The sequence below is a fragment of the Streptomyces sp. NPDC051963 genome (genome assembly GCF_044593495.1).
Taxonomy (GTDB): Bacteria; Actinomycetota; Actinomycetes; order Streptomycetales; family Streptomycetaceae; genus Streptomyces.
The window spans coordinates 249,554-272,817 of record NZ_JBIUCC010000005.1; the positions used below are offsets into that span (position 1 = coordinate 249,554).

The 23,264-nt window shown below is 69.9% G+C and carries 19 protein-coding genes; 7 read left to right on the forward strand and 12 right to left on the reverse strand.

Features of this window, described 5'->3' with window-relative positions; all coding sequences use genetic code 11:
- Positions 1-77 precede the first annotated feature (77 nt).
- A complete protein-coding gene (locus ACIHFB_RS21865) occupies positions 78-1,139 on the forward strand; it encodes an AI-2E family transporter (RefSeq protein WP_365271942.1) in 1,062 nt (353 codons plus the stop codon).
- A gap of 13 nt (positions 1,140-1,152) precedes the next feature.
- Here ACIHFB_RS21865 and ACIHFB_RS21870 read toward each other — a convergent pair whose 3' ends face one another.
- The gene (locus ACIHFB_RS21870; RefSeq protein ID WP_365271945.1) at positions 1,153-3,261 is read right to left on the reverse strand and encodes a SpoIIE family protein phosphatase; all 2,109 of its coding nucleotides are present in this window, start codon (positions 3,259-3,261) and stop codon (positions 1,153-1,155) included.
- A 165-nt stretch (positions 3,262-3,426) separates the two neighbouring features.
- Here ACIHFB_RS21870 and aspS point away from each other — a divergent pair, with 165 nt between their 5' ends.
- The 3 genes from aspS to ACIHFB_RS21885 all read left to right on the forward strand — a co-directional run bounded on the left by aspS (position 3,427) and on the right by ACIHFB_RS21885 (position 7,331).
- On the forward strand, positions 3,427-5,190 hold the full coding sequence (aspS, locus tag ACIHFB_RS21875) for an aspartate--tRNA ligase (protein ID WP_400127649.1): 1,764 nt from the start codon (positions 3,427-3,429) through the stop codon (positions 5,188-5,190).
- Between the two features lie 155 nt (positions 5,191-5,345).
- Entirely contained in the window at positions 5,346-6,239 is an 894-nt protein-coding gene (locus tag ACIHFB_RS21880) for an intradiol ring-cleavage dioxygenase (protein WP_365271951.1), read from the forward strand.
- 129 nt (positions 6,240-6,368) lie between these two features.
- A complete protein-coding gene (locus ACIHFB_RS21885) occupies positions 6,369-7,331 on the forward strand; it encodes an intradiol ring-cleavage dioxygenase (RefSeq protein WP_400127650.1) in 963 nt (320 codons plus the stop codon).
- Between the two features lie 73 nt (positions 7,332-7,404).
- Here the strand turns inward: ACIHFB_RS21885 and ACIHFB_RS21890 are convergent, their stop codons facing one another.
- From ACIHFB_RS21890 to ACIHFB_RS21910, 5 genes are all read right to left on the reverse strand, one after another.
- Positions 7,405-7,770, reverse strand: a complete 366-nt coding sequence (locus ACIHFB_RS21890; RefSeq protein WP_365271956.1) for a PH domain-containing protein — start codon at positions 7,768-7,770, stop codon at positions 7,405-7,407.
- A gap of 97 nt (positions 7,771-7,867) precedes the next feature.
- On the reverse strand, positions 7,868-8,773 hold the full coding sequence (locus ACIHFB_RS21895) for a hypothetical protein (protein ID WP_400127651.1): 906 nt from the start codon (positions 8,771-8,773) through the stop codon (positions 7,868-7,870).
- Between the two features lie 89 nt (positions 8,774-8,862).
- The gene (locus tag ACIHFB_RS21900; RefSeq protein ID WP_365271962.1) at positions 8,863-9,327 is read right to left on the reverse strand and encodes a hypothetical protein; all 465 of its coding nucleotides are present in this window, start codon (positions 9,325-9,327) and stop codon (positions 8,863-8,865) included.
- 112 nt (positions 9,328-9,439) lie between these two features.
- Entirely contained in the window at positions 9,440-11,149 is a 1,710-nt protein-coding gene (gene metG, locus ACIHFB_RS21905; protein WP_365271965.1) for a methionine--tRNA ligase, read from the reverse strand.
- A gap of 177 nt (positions 11,150-11,326) precedes the next feature.
- Positions 11,327-12,631 (reverse strand): VWA domain-containing protein, encoded by a 1,305-nt coding sequence (locus ACIHFB_RS21910; protein ID WP_400127652.1) that lies wholly within the window; start codon positions 12,629-12,631, stop codon positions 11,327-11,329.
- 271 nt (positions 12,632-12,902) lie between these two features.
- On the opposite strand from ACIHFB_RS21910, the gene ACIHFB_RS21915 reads away from it, so the two are divergent.
- On the forward strand, positions 12,903-14,978 hold the full coding sequence (locus tag ACIHFB_RS21915) for a PhoX family protein (RefSeq protein ID WP_365271970.1): 2,076 nt from the start codon (positions 12,903-12,905) through the stop codon (positions 14,976-14,978).
- 76 nt (positions 14,979-15,054) lie between these two features.
- Here the strand turns inward: ACIHFB_RS21915 and ACIHFB_RS21920 are convergent, their stop codons facing one another.
- A complete protein-coding gene (locus ACIHFB_RS21920) occupies positions 15,055-15,273 on the reverse strand; it encodes a hypothetical protein (protein ID WP_400127653.1) in 219 nt (72 codons plus the stop codon).
- Between the two features lie 141 nt (positions 15,274-15,414).
- Positions 15,415-16,359 carry a LysR family transcriptional regulator gene (locus ACIHFB_RS21925; protein WP_365271976.1) on the reverse strand — a complete coding sequence of 315 codons (945 nt, stop codon included), beginning with the start codon at positions 16,357-16,359 and terminating at the stop codon, positions 15,415-15,417.
- A gap of 173 nt (positions 16,360-16,532) precedes the next feature.
- Here ACIHFB_RS21925 and snpA point away from each other — a divergent pair, with 173 nt between their 5' ends.
- The gene (gene snpA, locus ACIHFB_RS21930; protein WP_365271979.1) at positions 16,533-17,198 is read left to right on the forward strand and encodes a snapalysin; all 666 of its coding nucleotides are present in this window, start codon (positions 16,533-16,535) and stop codon (positions 17,196-17,198) included.
- A 73-nt stretch (positions 17,199-17,271) separates the two neighbouring features.
- On the opposite strand, the gene ACIHFB_RS21935 is transcribed toward snpA, so the two are convergent.
- From ACIHFB_RS21935 to ACIHFB_RS21945, 3 genes are read right to left on the reverse strand one after another with little or no spacing between them, the layout of a single operon-like run.
- Positions 17,272-19,209: an FUSC family protein gene (locus ACIHFB_RS21935; RefSeq protein ID WP_400127654.1), complete on the reverse strand. Its 1,938-nt coding sequence runs from the start codon at positions 19,207-19,209 to the stop codon at positions 17,272-17,274.
- Positions 19,210-19,248: 39 nt separating this feature from the next.
- Positions 19,249-20,244: an endonuclease/exonuclease/phosphatase family protein gene (locus ACIHFB_RS21940; RefSeq protein ID WP_400127655.1), complete on the reverse strand. Its 996-nt coding sequence runs from the start codon at positions 20,242-20,244 to the stop codon at positions 19,249-19,251.
- Between the two features lie 10 nt (positions 20,245-20,254).
- Positions 20,255-21,040 (reverse strand): alpha/beta fold hydrolase, encoded by a 786-nt coding sequence (locus ACIHFB_RS21945; RefSeq protein WP_400127656.1) that lies wholly within the window; start codon positions 21,038-21,040, stop codon positions 20,255-20,257.
- Positions 21,041-21,115: 75 nt separating this feature from the next.
- On the opposite strand from ACIHFB_RS21945, the gene ACIHFB_RS21950 reads away from it, so the two are divergent.
- Entirely contained in the window at positions 21,116-22,438 is a 1,323-nt protein-coding gene (locus ACIHFB_RS21950) for a PLP-dependent aminotransferase family protein (protein ID WP_400127657.1), read from the forward strand.
- On the opposite strand, the gene ACIHFB_RS21955 is transcribed toward ACIHFB_RS21950, so the two are convergent.
- Positions 22,353-23,255 (reverse strand): hypothetical protein, encoded by a 903-nt coding sequence (locus ACIHFB_RS21955; RefSeq protein ID WP_400127658.1) that lies wholly within the window; start codon positions 23,253-23,255, stop codon positions 22,353-22,355. The genes ACIHFB_RS21950 and ACIHFB_RS21955 overlap by 86 nt on opposite strands.
- Positions 23,256-23,264 lie beyond the last annotated feature (9 nt).

Genomic DNA, 23,264 nt, shown 5'->3' on the forward strand with positions numbered 1-23,264 from the left:
AGGAGCGACGCCAAGTCGACTGACTCGTTCGGCTGCGCCTGCGCGACACCGGAACTGACGTATGGCCAGATGGGAGCATGCAGGCACCGCCACGACCGCTGCTCCCCGACCCGGTACGCCGACTCGCCGCCTGGTGTGCGGTGGTGCTGCTGGTCGCCGGGGTGGTCTACGTCGGGGTCCTGCTGTGCGCGGAACTCCGTACGGCCGTCGTGCCGGTGCTGCTGGCGCTGCTCGGCACCGCGCTGCTCGGGCCGCTGCACCGGCGGCTGGTGAAGGCAGGGGTCAACCGGTCCGTCGCCGCCGGAGTGACCTGCGTCGCGGTCGTGGCCGTCGTCGGCGGGGCCGTGTACATCGTGGTCGCCGCGCTCATCGACAGCGGGGACGAGATCCTCGCCTCGTTGAAGGAGGCGGCTCAGTCGCTCACCGAGCACTTCGGGGCGGCGGGGACCTCGCTGGACGACCTCGCGTCCAACGCGAAGGAACTGCTCACCAAGTTCGGCGGGACCGCCGCGTCCGGTGTCATCAGCGGGGTCAGCGTGGTCGGCGAGTCGATCGCCATGGCCGTACTGGCGCTGCTGCTCGTCTTCTTCTTTCTGCGGGACTCCGACAAGGCCGCCGGCACGCTGCGCGCCGTCGTGCCGCGCGGGGCCGCCGACACCGTGGACGCCATGGCGCGGCGGGCCTTCGAGGCGGTCGAGGGGTTCATGCGCGGGACGACCTTCATCGCGCTGATCGACGCCGTCTGCATCACGGTCGGTCTGCTGGTCCTGGACGTTCCGGGCGCGGTCGGTCTCGGCGCCCTCGTCTTCGTCGGCGCCTACATCCCCTACCTCGGCGCCTTCCTCTCCGGTGCCGTCGCCGTGCTGGTCGCGCTGGCCGACCGCGGGTTCGTCATCGCGCTGTGGGCGCTGGGTGTCGTCATCGCCGTGCAGGTGCTGGAGGGGCATGTCCTCCAGCCGATGATCCAGAGCCGGACCGTGCAGATGCATCCGGCGCTGGTGATGGTGACGATCACCGCGGGCGCGTCCGTGGCCGGAATCCTCGGCATGCTGCTGGCGGTGCCGCTGACGGCGGCCGCCTTCGGGGTCGTGCAGGAACTGCGGACGCGGTACGGGGCTGCCGAGCCGTCGGAGCCCTAGCCGGCCGTCGGCCCTACCCCGCCTCCTCGTACAGCTCGTACCAGATGCTCTTGCCCTCGCCCCGCGGGTCCACGCCCCAGGCGTCCGCCAGCAGTTCGATGAGCATCAACCCGCGTCCGGAGGAGGCCAGTTCGCCGGGGCGGCGTTTGTGGGGGAGGTCGTCGCTGGTGTCGGTGACCTCGACGTGCAGACGGCGGATGCCGGCCTCGCCGGTGACCTCGGCGAGCAGGAGGGCGTCGGCGTCGGTGTGGACCAGGACGTTGGTGAGCAGCTCGGACAGGAGCAGGACGGCGGAGTCGATCTGCTCGGGGGAGGCCCAGTCGTGGAGGAGTTCGCGGAGCTGCTGACGGGCGGCGGAGACCCGCTCGGGCTCCGCCTGGGCCACCGAGAGCATCGTCCGCCGTACCGCATGGCGTTCGACGACCGACGTGTCCTCGCGGCCGCAGCCCTTGCCCTGCCGGCAGAGCAGGAGCACGGCGATGTCGTCCTCGCGGCGGTCGGCCAGCGGGCCGGTGGTGTGGTGGGAGGAGGGGCCGTGCACCGCCTGGACCAGGGCGTCGGCGAGTTCCTCCAGGTCGCCCTTGTGTTCCTCGAGGATCGTGCGGATCCGCAGCCAGCCGGTCTCCAGGTCGTGTCCGCCGGTCTCGATCAGACCGTCCGTGCAGATCATCATCGTCTCGCCGGATTCGAGGGTGAACCGGGTCGTCGGGTAGTCGGCGTCCGGGTCGATGCCCAGGGGCAGGCCGCCCGCCGTGGGCCGCGTCAGTACCGTGCCGTCCGCCATGCGGATCGCCGGGTCGGGGTGCCCGGCGCGGGCGACGTCCAGTGTCCCGGTCACCGGGTCGGCCTCGGCGTACAGACAGGTCGCGAAGCGCAGGTCGTCGTCGTCCGAGGTGATCCCGTGCAGAAAGCGGGAGGCGCGGGAGAGCACCGCGTCCGGGCGGTGGCCCTCGGAGGCGTACGCCCTGAGCGCTATCCGGAGCTGTCCCATCAGCCCCGCCGCCCGCACGTCGTGGCCCTGGACGTCGCCGATGACGAACGCGAACCTGCCGGAGGGCAGCGGGATCATGTCGTACCAGTCGCCGCCCACCTGGAGGCCGCCGCCGGTCGGCACATAGCGAGCGGCGAGGCTCATGCCCGGTATCTCGGGGCCGAGCGTGGGCAGCATCGAGCGCTGGAGGCCGTCCGTCAGCTCCCGTTCCGACTCGGCGAGACCGGCCCTGGACAGGGCCTGCGCGAGCATACGGGCCACCGTCGTCAGCACGGACCGCTCGTCCGGTGTGAACGCGACCGGGTAGGTGAAGGCGGCCATCCAGGCGCCCATCGTCCGCCCGGCCACGGTCAGCGGCAGGAACGCCCACGACTGACGGCCGAAGTGCTTGGCCAGCGGCCAGGTGACCGGGTAGCGGGACTTGTACTGCTCAGGCGTGGACAGATAGACGGCCCGGCCGGTGCGGACCACCTCCGCCGCCGGGTAGTCGGTGTCCAGCGCCATATGCGTGAAGGGACCCTCGTCGCCCGGCTGGTGCCCGTGGTGGCCGATGATCGTCAGCCGGTCGGCCTCCACGCCGAAGACGGCCAGCCCGTCCGGTGAGAACCCCGGCATCGACAGGGCGGCCGCGACCCGCAGCACCTCCGACGTGGAGCGCGCCTCGGCCAGCGCCCGGCCCGCGTCCAGCAGAAACGCCTCCCGGGAGCGCCGCCAGTCGCCGGTGACCGCACGACGGCCCGCGGGGGTGCCCGGCGCCGGTTCGGTGACCTCCTGGAGGGTGCCGATCAGCTTGAACGCCCGTTTCTCGGGGTCGTAGGAGGGCTTGGAGCGGCTGCGCACGGTACGGATGTTCCGGCCCTGTCCGTCCATGATCCGGATCCGTACCTCGGCGAGGGTGTCCTCGGCGACGGCGAGCTGGACCACGCCGGCGATCTCGTTCCAGTCGACCGGGTGCAGCCTGGCCCGCGTCTGGGCCTCGGTGAGGGTGGTCGGCTCGGCGGGCAGCCCGAGCAGCCGAGCCGCCTCGGCGTCCACCGTGACCTGCCCGGTAGCGGTGTCCCAGTGCCACACGCCGGTCGCGAGGGTGGCAAGGACCTCCCCCACGGGAGGCAGGGGCTCACCAGTGCGCATTGGCCCACTGTATGGAGAGGTGATCGAAAGGTGCCACTGAAGCGGAGCTTCGGGTTCGGTCTCCGGTGACGGGCGTTATCGGTGGGAAGGCCGTCCCGGGCGGCCGGTACCCTGGGGGTGTTTCACGTGAAACGACCCCGATCTGCGAAGGCTGGATGAACGACGATGCATCGGTACAGGTCCCACACCTGCGGCGAGCTCCGCGCCTCTGACGTCGGCACCGACGTCCGGCTGAGCGGCTGGCTGCACAATCGGCGCGACCTGGGCGGCATCCTCTTCATCGATCTGCGTGATCACTACGGCATCACGCAGCTGGTCGCCCGACCGGGCACGCCCGCGTACGAGGCCCTGGACAGGCTCTCCAAGGAGTCCACCGTCCGCGTGGACGGCCGGGTCGTCTCGCGTGGCACCGAGAACATCAACCCCGACCTGCCGACCGGCGAGATCGAGGTCGAGGTCTCCGAGGTCGAGCTGCTCGGCGCGGCCGCCCCGCTCCCCTTCACGATCAACACCGAGGACGGGGTGAACGAGGAGCGGCGCCTGGAGTACCGCTTCCTGGACCTGCGCCGCGAGCGCATGCACCGCAACATCCTGCTGCGTACGTCGGTGATCTCGGCGATCCGGCACAAGATGACGGCACTGGGCTTCAACGAGATGGCGACGCCGATCCTGTCCGCCACCTCCCCCGAGGGCGCCCGCGACTTCGTCGTGCCCTCCCGTCTCAACCCCGGCAAGTTCTACGCGCTGCCGCAGGCCCCCCAGCAGTTCAAGCAGCTGCTGATGATCTCCGGCTTCGACCGCTACTTCCAGATCGCGCCCTGCTTCCGTGACGAGGACGCGCGTGCGGACCGCTCGCCGGGCGAGTTCTACCAGCTCGACGTCGAGATGAGCTTCGTCGAGCAGGAGGACGTGTTCCGTCCGATCGAGCAGCTGATGACCGAGCTGTTCGAGGAGTTCGGCGGCGGCCGCCATGTCACCTCGCCCTTCCCGCGGATCCCGTTCCGCGAGGCGATGCTGAAGTACGGCTCCGACAAGCCGGACCTGCGCGCCCAGCTGGAGCTCGTCGACATCACCGACATCTTCGAGGGCTCGGAGTTCAAGGCCTTCGCGGGCAAGCACGTGCGTGCGCTGCCGGTGCCGGACGTCTCCGCGCAGCCGCGGAAGTTCTTCGACCAGCTCGGCGACTTCGCGGTCTCGCAGGGTGCGAAGGGCCTGGCCTGGGTGCGCGTGACCGAGGACGGCTCGCTGACCGGCCCGATCGCCAAGTTCCTCACCGAGGAGAACGTCGCCGAGCTGACCAAGCGCCTGTCGCTGGCCGCCGGTCACGCCGTGTTCTTCGGGGCGGGCGAGTTCGACGAGGTCTCGAAGATCATGGGCGCGGTGCGGGTCGAGGCCGCCAGGCGTGCCGGGCACTTCGAGGAGGGCGTCTTCCGGTTCTGCTGGATCGTCGACTTCCCGATGTACGAGAAGGACGAGGAGACCGGCGCGATCGACTTCTCGCACAACCCGTTCTCCATGCCGCAGGGCGGCCTTGAGGCCCTTCAGGCCCAGGACCCGCTGGACATCCTGGGCTGGCAGTACGACATCGTCTGCAACGGCGTCGAGCTGTCCTCCGGCGCGATCCGGAACCACGAGCCCGAGATCATGCTCAAGGCCTTCGAGATCGCCGGCTACGACCGCGAGACCGTCGAGGAGAAGTTCGCCGGCATGCTGCGCGCGTTCCGCTTCGGCGCCCCGCCGCACGGCGGTATCGCGCCGGGCGTCGACCGCATCGTGATGCTGCTGGCCGACGAGCCGAACATCCGCGAGACGATCGCCTTCCCGCTCAACGGCAACGCCCAGGACCTGATGATGGGCGCGCCGACGGAGCTGGAGGAGGCGCGGCTGAAGGAGCTGCATCTGTCGGTGCGGAAGCCGCAGCCGAAGTAGGGCTCTTTCGCCTTTACGGCGCTACGAGAGTGGCTAGGAGCTAGAAGCTAGGCGCTACGAGGGTGGCTCGGAATCGGCACCGATTCCGAGCCATTCTCATGTGACCCTCACGAATCACAGGTCTTTGACAGGTCCCGTTCATATTTTTCATGGCCATGACGGAAACCAACCAACAGGCATCAGCAGAACGGGAATTGACGCGCCGTAAGGTCGTCGTCGCCGGAGGTGCGACGGTCGCGGCAGCGGGCCTCGCCGCCGGCCTCGGAGCGAACGCCTTCGCGGGCGACGCGCGCACCGGTGGGGCCGCGACCGACGCGTGCTACTTACTGACCACGGAGACCACCGAGGGCCCGTACTACATCGACGCGGACAAGCTCCGCCGGGATGTCACCGAGGACCAGGAGGGCATCCCGCTGGTGCTCGCACTCAAGGTGATCGACGCGGAGACGTGCAGACCGGTGCGCAATGCCGCGGTCGACATCTGGCACTGCTCGGCGACCGGCATCTACTCGGGCTACGAGGACATGGGCAACGGAGGCGGCGGCACCCCGCCCACCGGCGCCCCGACCGACGTTCCCACCGGCCCGCCCCCTTCCGGTGGTCCCGGCGGTCCGGGCGGCCATCAGGAGCCGACCGACGACGAGCGCTATCTGCGCGGCACGTGGAAGACGGACAAGCACGGTGAGGTCGTCTTCAGGACGGTCTTCCCGGGCTGGTACCGGGGCCGTTGCGTCCACATCCACGTCAAGGTCCATGTGGACGGCACCTGGACGGACGCCGGTTACGAGGGCGGGCACACCTGCCACACGGGTCAGCTGTTCTTCGACGAGGAGTCCGTCCTGGCCTCCGCCGAGGTCGAGCCGTACTCGTCGAACACCGCCACCCGCACGACCCTCGACGAGGACACCATCTACCCGGACAACGGGGCCGAGGGCGGTCTGCTGCACCTGCGCTACGACAAGCGGCACATCGCGCGTGGCGTCCACGCCCGTCTGACGATGGGCGTGGCACCGGAGGAGACGCACGACAGCACGGACACCGGCAATTGAGTAAGGAAAGGCTAACCTAATTCAATTGGGGCTCGAAAACGCCGTACATTTCGAGCCCCTTTGCCTTCTCATGAAAAAGCACAGCCCTTTCCCACGATTCTGACAGTCCTCTTACCTAGCGTCCTCGCCATGACGGGAAACGAGAACCAAGGGCCGGCGCACAAGCGGAACGTGACGCGGCGCAAGGTCGTTGTTGCAGGTGGAGCGGCTGTGGCCGCCGTGGGTGTCGGCGGCACCCTGGCCGCGACCGCCAACGCCGGCCAGAGTGGAAAGGGCGCCGCGACGAAGGCGTCCGCGAGTTCCACATCGGCTGAGGCGTGTTACACGCTCACCTCGGAAACCACGGAGGGCCCTTATTACATCGACGCCGACAAACTCCGTGCGGACATCACCGAGGACAAGGAGGGCATTCCGCTGACCCTCCGTCTCAAGGTGATCGACGCGGAGAACTGCAAGCCGCTGAAGAACGTGGCCGTCGACATCTGGCACTGCGACGCGCTGGGCATCTACTCCGGCTACGAGGCGTCGTCCACGGGCGGCGGCGGCACGGCCCCGACCGACGCCCCGTCCGGTACGCCGACGGGTGAGCCCCCGTCCGGCGCACCCTCCGGCGGCACCGGTGGTGGCGGGCACCAGGAGCCGACCGACGACGAGCGCTATCTGCGCGGCACGTGGAAGACGGACAAGCACGGTGAGGTCGTCTTCAAGACGGTCTTCCCGGGCTGGTATCAGGGCCGTTGCGTCCACATCCACACCAAGGTCCATGTGGACGGCACCTGGACGGACGCCGGTTACGAGGGCGGCCACACCTGCCACACCGGCCAGTTCTTCTTCGACGAGGAGTCCGTCCTCGCCTCTGCCGAGGTCGAGCCGTACTCCACGTCCACCACCGAGCGCACCACGCTCACCGAGGACACCATCTACGACCAGTCCGGCACGACCGGCGGTCTCCTCAAGCTGAAGTACAACAAGAAGAACATCGCCAAGGGCGTCACCGGCTCCATCACGATGGGCGTCGCCCCGGACGAGACCCACGACAGCACGGACACCGTGCCGGGGGCTACAGCGTCGGCTTCGGCGTCCGCGTCGTAGTCACCGGTGTGTGAGCGGGGGCGCCCGGGATGTGAAGTCCCGGGCGCCCTCCCTGCTTTCCTGCTTCCCTACGTCACTTCGCCACGAAGTGGGTGAGGATCGCCTGGACTTCGTAGATGTCGACGCCCTTGGTGAACGTCTTCTCGATCGGCGTCGCGGAACCGGAGATCCAGATCTTCAGCTCGGCATCGAGGTCGAAGGTGCCGGCCGTCTCCACCGCGAAGTGGGTGATGCTGCGGTACGGGACGGAGTGGTACTCCACCTTCTTCCCGGTGAGGCCCTGCTTGTCGACCAGGATCAGACGCCGGTCGGTGAGCAGGATGGTGTCGCGTATCAGCATGTACGCGGCCTGCACCTGCTCGCTCTGCCCCAGCAGCCGGGCGTAGTCCTGCTGCGCCGCACTCGGGTCCACGGTGTGCGCGTTGCCGAACAGTGCCATGTATGGAACCCCCCACTCGTTTGATCTTCGCGATGTATATCGCCTGGTGAGTGGACGCGTGGAGAGGAGCTGGGGGTTCCGTGCGTTTCAACCGGGTCTACTCCGCGGAGTTGTCCAGGTCCTCGGTGAACAAGTCCTCCGCGCGTGTGACCGTGATGGCCCTGTGGAGCCAGTCGTCGACGCGGTCTACGTCGGTGCAGGTGGTGATGCGTTCGCGGACGTCGTCGGAGACGGGGATTTCGCGCGCCTTCAGGACGGCCAGGACCCCCTTGGCCTCACCTTTGGCCTCACCTTTGGCCTCGCCTTCGACGTAGGCCTTCTCCAGGATTGTGCCGCGGCCGGGGAAGTAGTTGACGAACGTCATGATGTCCCTCCATTTGTCTCCGGCTGGAGTCTTCCCCAGGCCTGTCTCCAGGAACTGCCAGAAGTAGTTGGCTGCGTTCGAGCTCATTCCCGCGAGGGCACGGCCCAGTGCGTCCAGTATGGCGTCGATGTCACGGCTGTTGGCGTGCGCGAGGGCTGAGAACGCGGCCATCGCGGGCTTCTCGGCCGCGGTTCTCGTGTCGGTGATCACCGGGAGGTTGTCCGGTCCGACGACCAGCGGGTATGTCCGCTGGGCGGTCCAGCCGCGTGTTCCACAGTCGAAGGGGCCGGCCGCCCACTTGGTCGTGGCTCTGTCGCGGCAGACCACGAGCAGCAGCACCGGCAGGCGGTACTTCGACCGGAGATACGCGATGTAGTACGGCCAGCTCGACTCCTTCTTCGCGTCGCGCCGCTCCTGTGCCTCCACCGCGAGCAGAAAGTCCTCACCGTCGGACGGACAGACGCGCAGCGCGGTGTCGATGTGACGGGCCAACGGCTTTGTCTCCGTCGCGTCGGAGACGATCGCGTCCACCGTCGTCTTCTCGGATAACGCGATGCCCAGCACCTCGAAGACGGGAGTCAAGATCTCGGGCCGCTCCTGGAAGATGCGATGCATGCCCTCGTGAGCTGATGTGACCATGTGCGCAACCTGGGTTGATCAAGGGGTTGCCTGGTCGGGGGATGGGGATGCGTTCACTCTTTCGAGCGGCGGGGAAACGTTCACGCCGCTCAGGTGTCGTATGTGCCGTTCCACGGTGGGCCGAAGCCGAGGTGGTCGGGGTGGAGTTCGGCCCAGGGGTCGGCTTCGTCGTCTTCGGTCACCAGGCCGAACAGGACGTTGTCGACGGTGAGTTGGAAGGGGCGGATCGCGATGTCCGTGTAGGTGCGGCGGGGCAGGGCCCTGAGGAGGGTTGCCAGGTGGGCGCGGGCCCGGGGCAGGACTGCCGGGGTGCGCTGTTGCTCGGCCCAGGTGCCCGCGCACAGGATCTGCGAGTCGCGGTAGGTGCCCTTGGCGTCGAAGGTGTGCAGCGCTGCGTACAGGCGCTTGTGCTCTTCCCAGCCGGCGTCGAGACGGAAGCCCTTGGGGAAGGCCCAGGAGACCGACCCCAGGAACTGTCCGTCCGCGTAGTGACCGATGGCCTCTGTACGGCCGTGCGGCTCGTAGGCGATCGGGATGACCTCAGGTACTGCCATGGCGCAGACCATACGGTCGTGTCGTGGGCGTTGTGCAGGCAGGGCACGCACTGGATGGACCGCTCGGGCAACTTTCGCTCTTCGTCCGCGAGTTGATCACCCTTTCTCTCCCCTACTCGCCGCCGAAGCGCTCCTTGTACGTCTCCAGGTCCTCGTCCGTGAGCTTGGCGAAGAGGACCGGGGGGACGGTGAAGGGGGTGCCGGCGGGGACCGAGGCCAGGGCCTTCGCCTCGTCGGCGCTCACCCACGTCGCCGTGTCGTCCGTCAGGGAGAACGCCTGGCGCATGGCGGCCGAGGTCGTCGGGATGAACGGCTCGGAGACCACCGCGTAGAGGTGGATCAGGTTCATCGCCGTACGGAGGGTCAGCGCCGCGCCCTCCTTGTCGGTCTTGATCTCCAGCCAGGGGGCCTTCTCCTCCAGGTAGGAGTTGCCGGCCGACCACAGGGCGCGCAGCGCGGCCGCCGCCTTGCGGAACTGGATGGCCTCCATCTGCTCCTCGTACTCGGTGAGCAGACGCGCGATCTCCTCGCCGAGCTTGGCCTCCGCCTCGCCGGGCTCCGCGCCCGCCGGGACCTCCTCGCCGAAGCGCTTCTTGGAGAAGGAGAGGACTCGGTTGACGAAGTTGCCGAGGGTGTCCGCCAGGTCCTTGTTCACCGTGGCCGTGAAGTGCTCCCAGGTGAAGGACGAGTCGTCCGACTCCGGGGCGTTGGCCATCATGAAGTAGCGCCAGTAGTCGGCGGGCAGGATCTCGAGGGCGTCGTGGGTGAAGACACCGCGTCGCTGCGAAGTGGAGAACTTGCCGCCGTAGTAGTTGAGCCAGTTGAAGGCCTTGATGACGTCGACCTTCTTCCACGGCGCGCGGGTGCCCAGCAGGGTCGCCGGGAACATCACGCTGTGGAAGGGGACGTTGTCCTTGCCCATGAACTGCGTGTAGTGGACGTCCGTGTCCGACTTCCACCACCAGGAGCGCCAGTCGCGGTTCTCCGGATCCTGGTCCGCCCACTCCTTCGTCGCGCCGATGTACTCGATCGGCGCGTCGAACCAGACGTAGAAGACCTTGCCCTCGGCGGCCAGCTCCGGCCAGGTGTCGGCCGGGACCGGGACGCCCCAGTCGAGGTCGCGGGTGATCGCACGGTCGTGCAGGCCTTCAGTGAGCCACTTGCGGGCGATGGAGGACGCCAGGATCGGCCAGTTGTCGGCGCGCTCGTCGACCCATGCCTCGACCTCGCCGGCCAGGGCCGACTGGAGGAGGAAGAGGTGCTTGGTCTCGCGGATCTCCAGGTCGCTGCTGCCGCTGATCGCGGAGCGCGGGTCGATCAGGTCGGTCGGGTCCAGGACCCTGGTGCAGTTCTCGCACTGGTCGCCGCGGGCCTTGTCGTAGCCGCAGTGCGGACAGGTGCCGATGATGTAGCGGTCCGGGAGGAAACGGCCGTCCGTGACCGAGTACACCTGGCGGATCGCCCGCTCCTCGATGAAGCCGTTCGCCTTCAGCTCGCGGGCGATCTCCTGGGTGATCTCGCGGTTCTGCGGGGAGGAGCTGCGGCCGAAGTAGTCGAAGGCGAGGTTGAAGCCGTCGTAGATCGCCTTCTGCTGGTCGTGGGCGCGCGCGCAGAACTCGTCGACCGGGAGGCCCTCTTCCTTCGCGGCCAGTTCGGCGGGGGTGCCGTGTTCGTCCGTCGCGCAGATGTAGAGGACGTCGTGGCCGCGCTGGCGGAGGTAGCGGGAGTAGACGTCCGCCGGGAGCATGGACCCCACCATGTTGCCCAGGTGCTTGATCCCGTTGATGTACGGAAGGGCGCTGGTGATGAGGTGTCGAGCCATTGCGGGCTGCTCCCAAGTCGCTACACGGAGTGACGGTTTCGGGTGTTTCGACCGTCTACGAACCTTGAAATCGTAGCCGACGGGCAAGGGGCGCCCGCCTCCCGTTTTACGGGGTGACGGGCGCCCCTGGGTGCGCCTTGGGGCGCCTGAGCCGGTGCCGGGGTGTTGTCCCGGTCGCTACGGGCGCCAGGTTGCCAGTACGCCCTCGTAGAGCTCGCCGTCCGTGAGTTCCTTCGGGGTGGGGCCCGCGTGGAAGAAGGCCGTGTTCTCGGTCTTCAGTTTGCGGAGGTAGTCGAAGGCCTTGTTGTCGTGCTCGCCGAAGGCGACGAAGGAGAAGAAGAGGGCGGGGTGGGTCTTCGCGGCTTCGGTGAGGGACTGGGTGGCGGGGGTCTTCGCGTCGGGGGCGCCGTCGGTCTGGAAGATCACCAGCGCGGGGAGGGTGGTGCCGGATTTCGTGTAGTGCGTGGTGATTTCTTCTACGGCGGCGTGGTAGCTGGTACGGCCCATGCGGCCGAGGCCGGCGTGGAGGTCGTCGATCTTGGTCTCGTGGTCGGCGAGGGTGAGTTCGCCGGTGCCGTCGAGTTCGGTGGAGAAGAAGACGACGTGGACGGTGGCGTCCGGGTCCAGGTGGGCGGCGAGGGCGAGGGCCTGGTCGCCGAGGGCCTGGGCGGAGCCGTCCTTGTAGTACGGGCGCATGGACGCGGAGCGGTCCAGGACGAGGTAGATCTTGGCGTGGGTGGTGGTGAGGTTGTGGGTGGTGAGGGTGGTCGCTGCCGCGGTGTAGGCCGTCCGCAGGGTGGTGGGCACCAGGCCTTCGGCCTGGTTGTTGTTCCCACCCGCACCGCCCGTGCCGGTTTCGTCGTCGGGTGCGGGGTCTTCCGTGACCGGTTCCGGTGCGGCCTCGGCTTCGCCTTCGGCCTGGTTGTTCCCACCCGCACCACCCGTGCCGGTTTCGTCGTCGGGTGCGGGTGGCCCCTGTGGGGTGTCCTCGCCGTCGGCGGCGAGCGGTTCGTCCGCTGCGGCAGACGCGGGCTCGGGCGTCTCGGTAACCGGCTCCTCGACCACCGGCTCTTCAGCCACCGGCTCCTCGACCACCGGCTCCACCGCAACCGGCTCTTCAGCCACCGGCTCCTCGACCACCGGTTCCTCAGCCACCGGCGTCTCCGCAACCGGCTCTTCAGCCACCGGCTCCTCAACCACCGGCGTCTCCGCAACCGGCTCCCCCGCCGGACCCCCCGGCCTCGGTACCGTCACCTTGTCGAAGGCTGCCGAGACGAGTTCGTGTTCGTTGTCGTCGTCGTCCGGGGTGGAGGGGCGGGGCTCCGGGATGGATGCCGTGGGGGGACGGGTGGGGTTTGGTTCGGGGGACGGGGACGGGACCGTCGGTTCCGGGGTCTGCGAAGGTGTCGCGCCCTCTGCTTCGGTCGTGCGGGCTTTTCGGCTGCGGCCGAACGCGTTCCGCAGGAGAGTGAGAATGCCCATGTGCGCAACCCTTCGCGTGAGTTGATGCCCGTAAATCCCTGGCCAGGACGGACACGTAAGGTTAGCGGCCCCGGATGGTGATCTTGGGGAGGGGCCGGGTAGGCGGGATGTCTTGAGTCAAGGGCCGGATCGGTCAAACATCCTCCCGGACGGCAACGGGTTTACGGATACCTCCAGTTCACCCATCGTTCACCGTGCCGCCCTGCTCCCGCACAAACATCCGCCTACCGTCCGTCACGCTGGTACCAAGGGGAAGCAAGGGGAGAACCAAGTGCGCATTCCACTGCCGCTCGTCAGAACGCCGTCCGACTCGCATCCCGGTGGCCGGTCGGCCATGACCTGTCTCTACCGGTGTGGGAACGCCTGCTTCCACGAGGTGCCCAACACCACCACCAACGAATACGTCGGCGACGTCATCCAGGGCGCCCTCAGCCGCCGCTCGGTGATGCAGGCCGCCGCCGTCGTCACGGTGGCCGCCGCCGCGGGCACCGCGGTGACCACCGCCGCGGCTCCGGAGGCCGCCGCCGCCACCCAGGCCGCGCAGAGCTCCAAGCACGGTTCCTCCAAGGGTGCGCGTGGTCTGCGCTTCACCGCCGTCGCGCCGAACACCGCCGACGTCGTGACCATCCCGGAGGGCTACGCCCAGAACGTGGTGATCCGCTGGGGCGAGCCCATCCTGCGGGGCGCGCCCGCCTTCGACCCGGAGAAGCAGAGCGCCGCGGCACAGGCCATGCAGTTCGGGTACAACAACGACTTCCTCGCGCTGCTGCCCCTCCCGGGTGAGCGGAACCGGCAGATCCTCGTCGCCAACCATGAGTACACCGACGAGGTGCTCATGTTCCGTGGCTACGACGCCGCCAACCCGACCAAGGAGCAGGTCGAGATCGCCTGGGCCGCCCACGGTCTGTCCGCCGTCGTGGTCGAGGGCGACCGTAAGACCGGCAAGCTCACGCCCGTGCTCCGGCACCCGCTGAACCGCCGGGTCACCGCCACCACCGAGTTCAAGATCGCCGGTCCCGCCGCCGGTTCGGACCTGCTGAAGACCTCGGCCGACCCGACCGGCACCAAGGCGCTCGGCACCCTGAACAACTGCTCCGGCGGCACCACCCCCTGGGGCACCACGCTGCACGGCGAAGAGAACTTCAACCAGTACTTCGCCAACGCGAGCCGTGACACCGACAAGCGGTACGGCATCGGCACCGCCGCCTCCGAGCGCAAGTGGGAGCTCTTCGACAAGCGCTTCGACGTCGCCCAGGAGCCGAACGAGGTGCACCGCTTCGGCTACGTCGTCGAGCTCGACCCGTACGACCCGACCTCCAAGCCCCGCAAGCACACCGCGCTGGGCCGCTTCAAGCACGAGGGCGCGACCGTGCGGCTCACCGAGGACGGCCGTCCGGTCGTGTACACCGGTGACGACGAGCGCTTCGACTACTTCTACAAGTTCATCGGCACCAAGCGGATGAAGAAGGGCTCGTCGCGCGCTGCCCGCGAGCACAACCTCTCGCTGCTCGACGAGGGGACGCTGTACGTCGCCAAGCTCACCGGTGACTCGCCCGCCATCGAGATCGACGGCACCGGCAAGCTCCCCGGCGACGGTGAGTTCGACGGTTCCGGCGTGTGGATTCCGCTGGCCACCGCCACCGCCGACGGTGCCGAGAGCCACGTCGACGGCATGACCGCCGAGGAGGTCTTCGTCTTCACGCGGCTCGCCGGTGACAAGGTCGGCGCCACCAAGATGGACCGGCCCGAGGACATCGAGCCCAACCCGCACACCGGCAAGGTGTACGTGGCGCTCACCAACAACACCAACCGCGGTGTCGGTACGAACGCCAAGGTGGACGAGGCCAACCCGCGCAACGCCAACAAGCACGGGCACGTTCTGGAGCTGACCGAGCGCTGGAACCGCGCCGACAGCACCAAGTTCGCCTGGTCGCTGTTCCTCGTCGCGGGCGACCCGAACGACCCGGCCACCTACTTCGCCGGGTTCCCGAAGGACAAGGTCAGCCCGATCTCCTGCCCGGACAACGTGGCCTTCGACCCGCACGGCAACCTGTGGATCTCCACCGACGGTGCCCAGCTCGGCTACCACGACGGTCTGTTCGGCGTCGCTACGCGCGGTGACCGGCGCGGTGAGCTGAAGCAGTTCGCCACGATGCCGATCGGCGCCGAGACCTGCGGTCCGCTCGTACAGGACCGGCGCGTGCTGGTCGCTGTGCAGCACCCGGGCGAGATCAGCGGCGCGACCGTGGAGAAGCCCGCCAGCCTCTGGCCCGACGGACCGGGCAAGTACGTCCGCCCGGCGGTCGTGGCGGTGTGGCGCAAGGACGGCTGTGACATCGGCGTCTGAGGCCGACTGATCACATACGTATGCGGGCCGCTCTCCTCACGGAGACGGCCCGCATACGTGTCCACGGAGGCGGAGCTCAGGGAGCCGTCACGCAGTTCACGGCCGGGAGCTCGGCCGGAGCCGCGAGGCCGGTGGGATCGAGCAGGGCGGCCGGGTCGACGAGTGCCGTGACACCGGCCGGGGCCTCGGTGAGGCAGGTGACGGCGGCCGACGGGTCCGGCACGGCGGTGGCGGCCGGGGCCGCGGCGCCGGCGAGGGCGAGGCTTCCGAACAGGACGGCAGCGGTACGACGCATGGGAAATCCCCTTATCGGGAGGGCGGTTGAACAGGATTGATGATTGATCATTGCCTGTGCCCGGCCCGGAACTCGCCTTCGGTCACCCGCACGAGAACGACGTAACGATTCACCGCCTGCGCGGAGTTGACCCTGCTCGCGTCAGGGCAGCGCCGGGACCGGTGACCGGTCCGCACCGTCGCGTTCCAGCCACTCCCGGTACGCCGGTGCCTCACGCGCCGCCTCCCGGTAGGCCTCCTCCAGCCCCGGGTACACACCGTCCAGATCCGTCTCGGTACGGGCCGCGAGCAGCAGCCGTACGCCGAGCGGGTCGCCGTACAGCCGTCGTACCGCCATCTCGGGGCGGGGCAGACAGGTCGGCTGGCAGACGGTGACGACCTCGCCGGTCGCCACCAGGGCGGCGGCCGTGTGGTAATCGCCGTGCAGGACACGGGGGTTGACCCCGGCCGTGCGGAACATGCGCTGTACGGCGTCCCATTCGCCGTCGACCGTGGGGTCGATCATCCAGCGGTCACCGGCCAGTTCGGCGAGCCGGACTACCGGCTGCGCGGCCGCCGGATGGTCGGCGGGCAGGGACACGAACTGCGGTTCGCGGGAGACCAGGACGCGCAGGCGCAGTTGCTCGGGGATGCGCAGCGGACAGCCCTCGACCTCGTGCACGAAGGCGACGTCGAGCTGGCCGTCGGCGACCATGCGCAGCAGGGCGTTCGGGGAGACGTCCATGTGGAGGGTGGGTTCCTGGCCGCGTGCGCGCAGCCTGCGCAGCCAGCCCGCGAGGGCCGCGCTCGCGGTGGAGCCGACGCGCAGCTGCGGTCCGCCCGTGGCGGCGGCGCGGGCCTCGGCGACCAGGGAGCGCATATCGGCCACCACCGGGCGGGCGCGGCTCAGCACCAGCCTGCCGAGCGGGGTGGGACGGCAGCCGCTGCGTTCCCGGGTGAACAGCATGCCGCCCAGCTCCTGCTCGATGCGGCGCAGCTGGGTGCTGAGCGACGGCTGGGCGACGCCGAGTTGGCGGGCCGCCCGGTGCAGACTGCCGGTGTCGGCTATGGCGCAGAGCGCGCGTAGATGTCTCACCTCGAGCTCCATGCCCAGGGAGACTATGGCGGGAACACGGGTTCCACCAGACGCACAAATCGCTGCTGAATTACGCGAATTGGGCGCGGGATAGGACGGTGCTATCGCCGTTTGCCATCATCACAGCCGCGCCACAGCCGCCGAGACTCACCGATGACGACTCACCCCCCACCAAGGAGTCATCGATGCGAATCCACACGTCTGTCATGGCTGCGGCAACGTTCGGCCTCAGTGTCGCGACGGTCGGCCTCGGTCTGGCGGTTCCGGCCAGTGCGGCGCCCGCCGCCCCCGTCGGCTACACCGCCTCGTCCGCCGACACCGACGCGAGCCGTGCCTTCTTCGAGGCCGTCCTCAAGTCGGTCGCCGAGAAGCGCGCCGCGAACCCGAACAGCGCCGCCGCCGTCACCGTCGTCTACGACGCCTCGTCCGCGCCGACGTTCAGCGCCCAGATAGCCCGCAGCACCGAGATATGGAACGGCTCGGTGTCCAACGTTCAGCTCCAGCAGGGCTCGAACGCCGACTTCACCTACCGCGAGGGCAACGACCCGCGCGGATCGTACGCCTCCACCGACGGACACGGCGGCGGCTACATCTTCCTCGACTACGCGCAGAACCAGGAGTACGACTCCACCCGTGTCACCGCTCACGAGACGGGCCACGTCCTCGGTCTGCCCGACCACTACGAAGGCCCGTGCAGCGAGCTGATGTCGGGTGGCGGCCCCGGCACGTCCTGCACCAACTCCAACCCGGACGCGAATGAGCGTGCCCGCGTGGAGCAGTTGTGGGCGAACGGGTTCGCTGCGGCGCTGGACACGGCGATGAGTGACAAGGCCCTGAGCAAGTCCCGATAGGGCCGGATTGTTCCCACCCCCCACATGGCGCGGTCGCCCCCCTGCACGGGGCGGCCGCGCCGGCTTGTGCGGTTCAGTGTGGGGACGTTATTGCCCTTGCTGCTGCTACCTCCTGGCGTAGGGGCTCCAGGACGCTTCCCGCCGGGCCCGTGAGATCCGTGCGGACCGCGTAGAGGATGTCGACCTCGCGCAAACCCTGTGCCAACTCCTTCAGTTGCAGGGCCACTTGGCTCACCTCCCCGGCCGAAGGAGGAGCCGCCCCGTGTTTCACTCGGACCCGCGCTGCCGTCGTCACGTCCACGATGCGCTCGACGGCGACGACCAGTGGCCACCAGGCTGTGGCACGGCGGCCCATGGGCGGGGGCTCGGTCAGGGCGCGTTGGAACTCCGTGCGGATGACGGACAGGTCGCGGTAGAGGCGGCGGCGCATGCGGGCGCCGGCGGCCGGGTCGGTGTCCGGGCCGAACGCGGCCTCCACGTAGGCCGCCGTGTCCGCGACCGCGTCCGCGAGACGGTCGCCGACGCGGGTGTGCCAGCTCTCCGGCCAGAGGAGATAGCCCGCGATCAGCGCGATCGCGCAGCCCACGAGGGAGTCCACCAGACGGGGCACCAGCAGTCCCGTTCCCTGGTGGCTGAGGACGTCGGACACCAGGAGGATCACCGGGGTGATGGCGGCGGTCTGATAGCCGTAGCCGCGTGGGGCGAGCGCCGGGATCAGCGGGGCGAGCAGCAGCATCACCGGTACGTCCCACCAGCCCCGCGGCACCTGTGAGAGCACCGCGGCCGCGACGACGAGACCGGCGACCGTGCCGAGGGCCCGCAGCAGCGCCCGTGAGAACACCGATCCGAAGTCGGGCTTGAGGACGAAGGTGATGGTGAGCGCGACCCAGTACGAGCGCGGGACCGGGATGATCGACACCAGCACCTGGGCCAGGCCGATGCACAGCGCCAGCCGCAGTCCGTAGCGCCAGGAGTTGGCGGACAGGATCACGTTCCGGGTGGCGCGGGCGGCACGGATGCGGAGGGCGGCCGGGCGGCCCAGGCGGTCGTCGATGCCGCGCAGGTCGATGTCCGGGGCGGTGACGACGGAGGCCGCATGGTGCACGGCGTGGTTCACGGCGCGGACCGTCTCGGTCACCGGCACCGGCAGGTCGAGCCCTATCGGACCCGTGTAACCGGTCTCGATGGCCGCCGCGACGTGGCGCACCGCCGAGGGGATCTCGGGCGGCAGCGGCTTTCCGGTCAGATGGGCGGCGGGGGCGGCCTCCACGACCGGGGTGATCGCGTTCAACTGGGCCAGCAGGCGGGTGAGTTCGGTACTGCGGCCGGCCTGGCGGGTGCGCCGGGCGAGGACGAGGTCGTACGACTGGTTCAGCGACCGGGTGACGGTGTGGCGGGTGTCGTCGTACCCGTCGGGATCACCGGTCACCGCCAGCAGATCGGCGACCGTCCGGTAGGTGTCCGCGACCGCCGTCCGCTCAGGCACCCCGCCGCGCAGCGGCCAGGCCAGCAGGGCGAGCAGCAGGACCAGCAGTCCGCCGCCCGACACCAGCAGGGGCGCCAGCCACCACGCGCCCGGCATCGGCAGGCCCGCGCCGATCAGGGAGTTGAGGAGCAGCAGCAGTCCCGACACGGAGGCGACCGCGCCGATCGTCGAGATCATCCCGGAGACGAGCGCGACGCCGGTGACGACGGCGACGGCGACCCAGCCGTGGCCGTACACGAGCGAGCCGAGGGTCATGCCGACGGCGCCGAAGAGCTGCGGGATCGCGATGTTGAGGATCCGCATGCGATAGGCGTCCGCGGTGTCGCTGATGACGCCGAACAGGGCGCCGATGGAGGCGAGGGCGCCGTAGCCGGGCCGGTCCGTGGCGAGACCGATCGCCAGGGGCAGCGTCATCGCGATGGCGGCGCGGGCGACGGCGGCCCGGTTGACGGGGGCCTGTTCGGACCGGAGGTTCCGGACCAGCCAGTCGGGAGGAGTCAGGCCGATGGGGAACTCTCGGGGCATGCGCTCATTATGTTCACCGCCGACATCCTCGTCCTGCCCTCATCCCCGCTGGTGGAGCGTGAGATCGACCAGCAGCGACCGGTGGTCGGTGTCGGCCAGGTCCAGGAAACGGGCCGTGCGTGCGGAGAAGTCCGGGGACAGCAGCACGTGGTCGATCTGCGTGCCGAACGTCGGGGTCGTCCGGGTCGGCCAGCTGGGTGTGCGGTCCTCGCCGGTGAGCCGGGCCGCGTCGCGCAGACCGGCGTCCAGGATGCGGCGGAAGGCGGCGTGGTCCTGGGAGGCGTTGAAGTCGCCGGCCAGGACGGTGGGGGTCCCTTTGCCGGCGCTCGCGTAGTCACGCAGGGCGCCCAGTTCCCGGCGCCAGACGTCCGTCTGTCCGGGCAGCGGCGGCATGGGGTGCGCGAGCTGGAGCCGTACGGAGTGCCCGCGCACGTCGGCGACGGCCCCGGGCATCGCCAGGGTGCCGAGGACGCCGTCGGTGCCCTTGAGCGGGAACCGGCTGACGATGACCGACCCTTCGGAGCCGCCGGCCACCACGGCCTCGCGGTGCGGATAGTCGGTGCCGAGTTCCCGCTTGAGCGTCGTGTCGCAGGTGAACTCGCACTCCGCCACGAACACGATGTCCGGCTTCTCGCGGCGGACGGCCTCGACGAGGGCGTCGGTGGCCTGCCCGAACTCGACGTTCGAGGTGAGCACGCGGAACGAGGCGAGGGCGGGCCCGGTGGGCTGGGCGCTCTTGCCGTACGGCTCGATGAACCACGCCAGCAGACCCAGCAGCACCACGCCCCAGACGGCCCCGACCCACCAGCGCGCGAGCAGCGTGCACAGCAGACCGAGGCCCGTGGGCACGAGCAGCCAGGGCAGAAAGGCGAGGAACTGCGGGACGGGCGTGATGCCGTCGGTGTCGGCGAGCCGGCAGCCCACGACGACGCTGACGCCGGCGAACAGCAGGGCGGCCGCCCAGACGCCGAAGCCCGCCCTCGCCCGAGGCCGTGGACGAGCGGCGGGAGCCTCGACGACCGGCTGGAGTGTCATTGCGCCGAGACTACGAGGCCCCATCCACGCGCACCAGGAACTCCTGCAACGCGTCGTTGAATTCCGCCGGGCGTTCGAGATTCGGCATATGGGCCGCCCCCTCCACGACCCTGAGCGTCGAGTCCGCAAGCGCCGCGTGCATCTCCTCCGCGTCCCTGACCGGCGTGTACTCGTCGTCGGCGCCGACCACCACGAGGGCGGGGACGGTGACCCGGGTCAGCAGGGTGCGGTAGTCGGGGCGTTCGGCACGGCCGCGCAGGGCGGCTGCGGCGCCCTCCGGGGGCGTGGCCGTCATCATGCGGTGGACATGGGCCTTGACCTCCGGCGAGGCGTACGGCGCGACCATCTTCTCCAGCACCTCGTCGGCGTACCCGCCCATCCCCTCGGCCGGCAGCCGGTCCGCCATCTCGTTGCGGAGCACCTTGCCCTCTGCCGTCTCCGCCGCCGGGAAGGTGTCCGCGAGGACCAGACCCCGGATGCGCTCGGGGAAGAGGCGGCAGCACTCCATCGCGATCTGGCCGCCCATCGACAGACCGGCCAGGACGAACTCCCGCACCTTCAGCTCGTCCAGCAGCGCCTCGATGTCGCGGGCGAAGTCGGACAGGGAGGTGAGGCCGGGGATCACCGGGGAGGCGCCGTAGCCGCGCAGGTCGGGGGCGAGGACGCGGCGGTCCGACGAGAACCGCTCGATCTGCGGGGTCCACATCGTGCGGTCGAAGGGATGGCCGTGGACGAGGACGAGGGGGAGCACGGAGTTATCCGCTCCTTTGTCCTCGTATGCGAGGAAGGGTGCCATGGGGACGACCCTAGGTCCGCTCAACTCCTCGGTGCAATAAGATCTTTGCCCTCGGTGCAATTCTGGGAGGCCCGCATGGACGACTACCGGCACCTCGCCGACCGCGTGGCCGACGACATCGCGGCCGGCCGGCTCCGCCCCGGCGAACGGCTGCCCCCGCAGCGCGTGTTCGCCCGCCGTCGCGGGATCGCCGGATCGACGGCCGGGCGGGTGTACGGCGAACTCGTGCGCCGGGGACTGGTCGTGGGGGAGGTCGGCCGTGGGACGTTCGTGCGGGCGGCGCCGGTCAGGTCGTACGGCCGCGCCCTCGTCGAGGCGGCGACCGGTGCGCCGGTCGATCTGGAGCTCAACTACCCGTCCGCGCCCGGCCAGTCGGAGCTGCTCGCCCCCGCCCTGGCCCCGCTGCTGCGTTCCGACGTCCTGACGGAGGCCCTGCGCCCGGCGGCCGCCGTCGGCACGGTGCCCGCCCGGGAGGCGGCGGCCGCGCTGCTCGCCACCGCGGACTGGCACCCCGACCCTGACCGGCTGCTCTTCACGGGCAACGCCCGTCAGGCGATTGCCGCCGCCCTCGCCTCCCTGGTCCGGCCGGGGGGCCGCGTCGGTGTCGAGCCGTTGACGTATCCCCTGGTCAAGGAGGTCGCGGCCCGGCTGGGCGTCACCCTGGTCCCGCTGGCCGCGGACGAGCGCGGCCCGCTCCCCGAGTCGATCGCCGCCGCCCATCGCACCGCAAGGCTGTCCGCCCTCTATCTCCAGCCGACGCTGCACAACCCGACGTCGGTGACGACGGACGAGCCGCGGCGGCGCGAACTCGCCGGTGTGGTCACCGACTTGGGCATTTCCGTGGTGGAGGACCGCATCTGGTCCTTCCTCAGCGATGCCGAGCCGTTCGCCTCCCACGCCCCCGACCTCACCTACGTCGTCGACGGCCTCTCCAAGCGGGTCGCGCCCGGACTCACCGTCGGCTTTCTCGTCGTACCGCCGCAGCGGGTGGAGGCGGTCGCCGCCGCCATCCGGTCGGGTGGGTGGAGTGCGGGGCGGTTCGCGCTGGAGGCGGCCGTGCGGTGGTGCGGGGACGGCACGGTGGCGCGGCTGGTGGCGGCGAAGCGCGAGGACGCGGCCCGCAGACAGCGGCTCGTCGCCCGGCACCTCGACGGGTTCACCGTACGGTCCGATCCGCACGCCTACTACGCCTGGTGGGAGTTGCCCGCACCCTGGCGTGCCGACACCTTCACGGCCGCCGCGGCCGAACACGGGATCGCCCTCACGCCGGGGCCCGCGTTCGCCGTGGACCCCGCGCGGACGCCGGACGCGGTCAGGCTCGGGCTCGCGTCGGCTGCCTTTGCGGATCTGGAGCGGGCGCTGCGGACGCTCGCCGGCGTCGCAGCAGCAGGCCGGTGAGCCAGCAGGTGAGAGCGACGGTCAGACCCAGGGCGACCAGGAGCAGGGAGACCGTGCGCAAGGTGGCCGTGAGGGCGTCGTAGACGGCGCCGGCGGCCTGGCGGTGGACCTCTTCGGGCAGGTCGGCGAGGGTGAGCCGGCGGCCGATCGCGAGGGCGAGGCAGAGGAACGCGCCGCCGAGCGCCGTACCGAGGGCGGTCGCGGTGACCGCGCGACGACGGCAGGCGGCCACCGCGATCCCGGCGACGGCGAGGGCGGCGGCCGTCAAGGGCAGCCAGAAGCCGGCGACTTCGAGCACGTGGAACCCCTTCCGGAAGTGGGCCAGTTCGCGGGCCGGGAGCACGGCGACCGCAGTGTGCTCGACCGGGATGCGCTGCGCCAACGGCATGTGGTCATCGGTGAGTTGACGCTTGACCTGGGCGGTGACGGGCGCGAGGTCGACGGTGACGGGCCGCAGGTCGTCCTGGTGGAGCGCGTGCAGCACGGCGTCGTGGAGGGCCCGGTTGCCCGAGTCCCACGCCGTGCGGAACGCCTCGGTGCGGGTGAAGGAGCGCACCGCGTCATGCACGAAGGGCGCGACCGTGGCGCGCAGCGGGCCGGCGTCGAGTTCGGGGATCTGCTGCATGAGTCCGGTTCCCACGCTGTCCGCGACCGCCTCCCGCACGGCCGGGTCGGCGGCGAGCGGCGCCATCGTGGTGACGTACCGGCCGGTGTCGGCGAGCCCGTACGCCCAGGCCGCCAGCGTGCCGAAGGGCGCGAGGAGACAGGCTAGGGCGATGAGGGCGGCCGACAGGCCGTTCCGCAGACGTGTGGGCACCCCTTCAGG

What these genes read in the sequence shown, in the direction of transcription:
- ACIHFB_RS21865 (WP_365271942.1), top strand. Translation starts at nt 78, where the DNA reads ATGCAGGCACCGCCACGACCGCTGCTCCCCGACCCGGTACGCCGACTC.
- ACIHFB_RS21870 (WP_365271945.1), bottom strand. Translation starts at nt 3,261, where the DNA reads ATGCGCACTGGTGAGCCCCTGCCTCCCGTGGGGGAGGTCCTTGCCACC.
- aspS (WP_400127649.1), top strand. Translation starts at nt 3,427, where the DNA reads ATGCATCGGTACAGGTCCCACACCTGCGGCGAGCTCCGCGCCTCTGAC.
- ACIHFB_RS21880 (WP_365271951.1), top strand. Translation starts at nt 5,346, where the DNA reads ATGACGGAAACCAACCAACAGGCATCAGCAGAACGGGAATTGACGCGC.
- ACIHFB_RS21885 (WP_400127650.1), top strand. Translation starts at nt 6,369, where the DNA reads ATGACGGGAAACGAGAACCAAGGGCCGGCGCACAAGCGGAACGTGACG.
- ACIHFB_RS21890 (WP_365271956.1), bottom strand. Translation starts at nt 7,770, where the DNA reads ATGGCACTGTTCGGCAACGCGCACACCGTGGACCCGAGTGCGGCGCAG.
- ACIHFB_RS21895 (WP_400127651.1), bottom strand. Translation starts at nt 8,773, where the DNA reads ATGGTCACATCAGCTCACGAGGGCATGCATCGCATCTTCCAGGAGCGG.
- ACIHFB_RS21900 (WP_365271962.1), bottom strand. Translation starts at nt 9,327, where the DNA reads ATGGCAGTACCTGAGGTCATCCCGATCGCCTACGAGCCGCACGGCCGT.
- metG (WP_365271965.1), bottom strand. Translation starts at nt 11,149, where the DNA reads ATGGCTCGACACCTCATCACCAGCGCCCTTCCGTACATCAACGGGATC.
- ACIHFB_RS21910 (WP_400127652.1), bottom strand. Translation starts at nt 12,631, where the DNA reads ATGGGCATTCTCACTCTCCTGCGGAACGCGTTCGGCCGCAGCCGAAAA.
- ACIHFB_RS21920 (WP_400127653.1), bottom strand. Translation starts at nt 15,273, where the DNA reads ATGCGTCGTACCGCTGCCGTCCTGTTCGGAAGCCTCGCCCTCGCCGGC.
- ACIHFB_RS21925 (WP_365271976.1), bottom strand. Translation starts at nt 16,359, where the DNA reads ATGGAGCTCGAGGTGAGACATCTACGCGCGCTCTGCGCCATAGCCGAC.
- snpA (WP_365271979.1), top strand. Translation starts at nt 16,533, where the DNA reads ATGCGAATCCACACGTCTGTCATGGCTGCGGCAACGTTCGGCCTCAGT.
- ACIHFB_RS21935 (WP_400127654.1), bottom strand. Translation starts at nt 19,209, where the DNA reads ATGCCCCGAGAGTTCCCCATCGGCCTGACTCCTCCCGACTGGCTGGTC.
- ACIHFB_RS21940 (WP_400127655.1), bottom strand. Translation starts at nt 20,244, where the DNA reads ATGACACTCCAGCCGGTCGTCGAGGCTCCCGCCGCTCGTCCACGGCCT.
- ACIHFB_RS21945 (WP_400127656.1), bottom strand. Translation starts at nt 21,040, where the DNA reads ATGGCACCCTTCCTCGCATACGAGGACAAAGGAGCGGATAACTCCGTG.
- ACIHFB_RS21950 (WP_400127657.1), top strand. Translation starts at nt 21,116, where the DNA reads ATGGACGACTACCGGCACCTCGCCGACCGCGTGGCCGACGACATCGCG.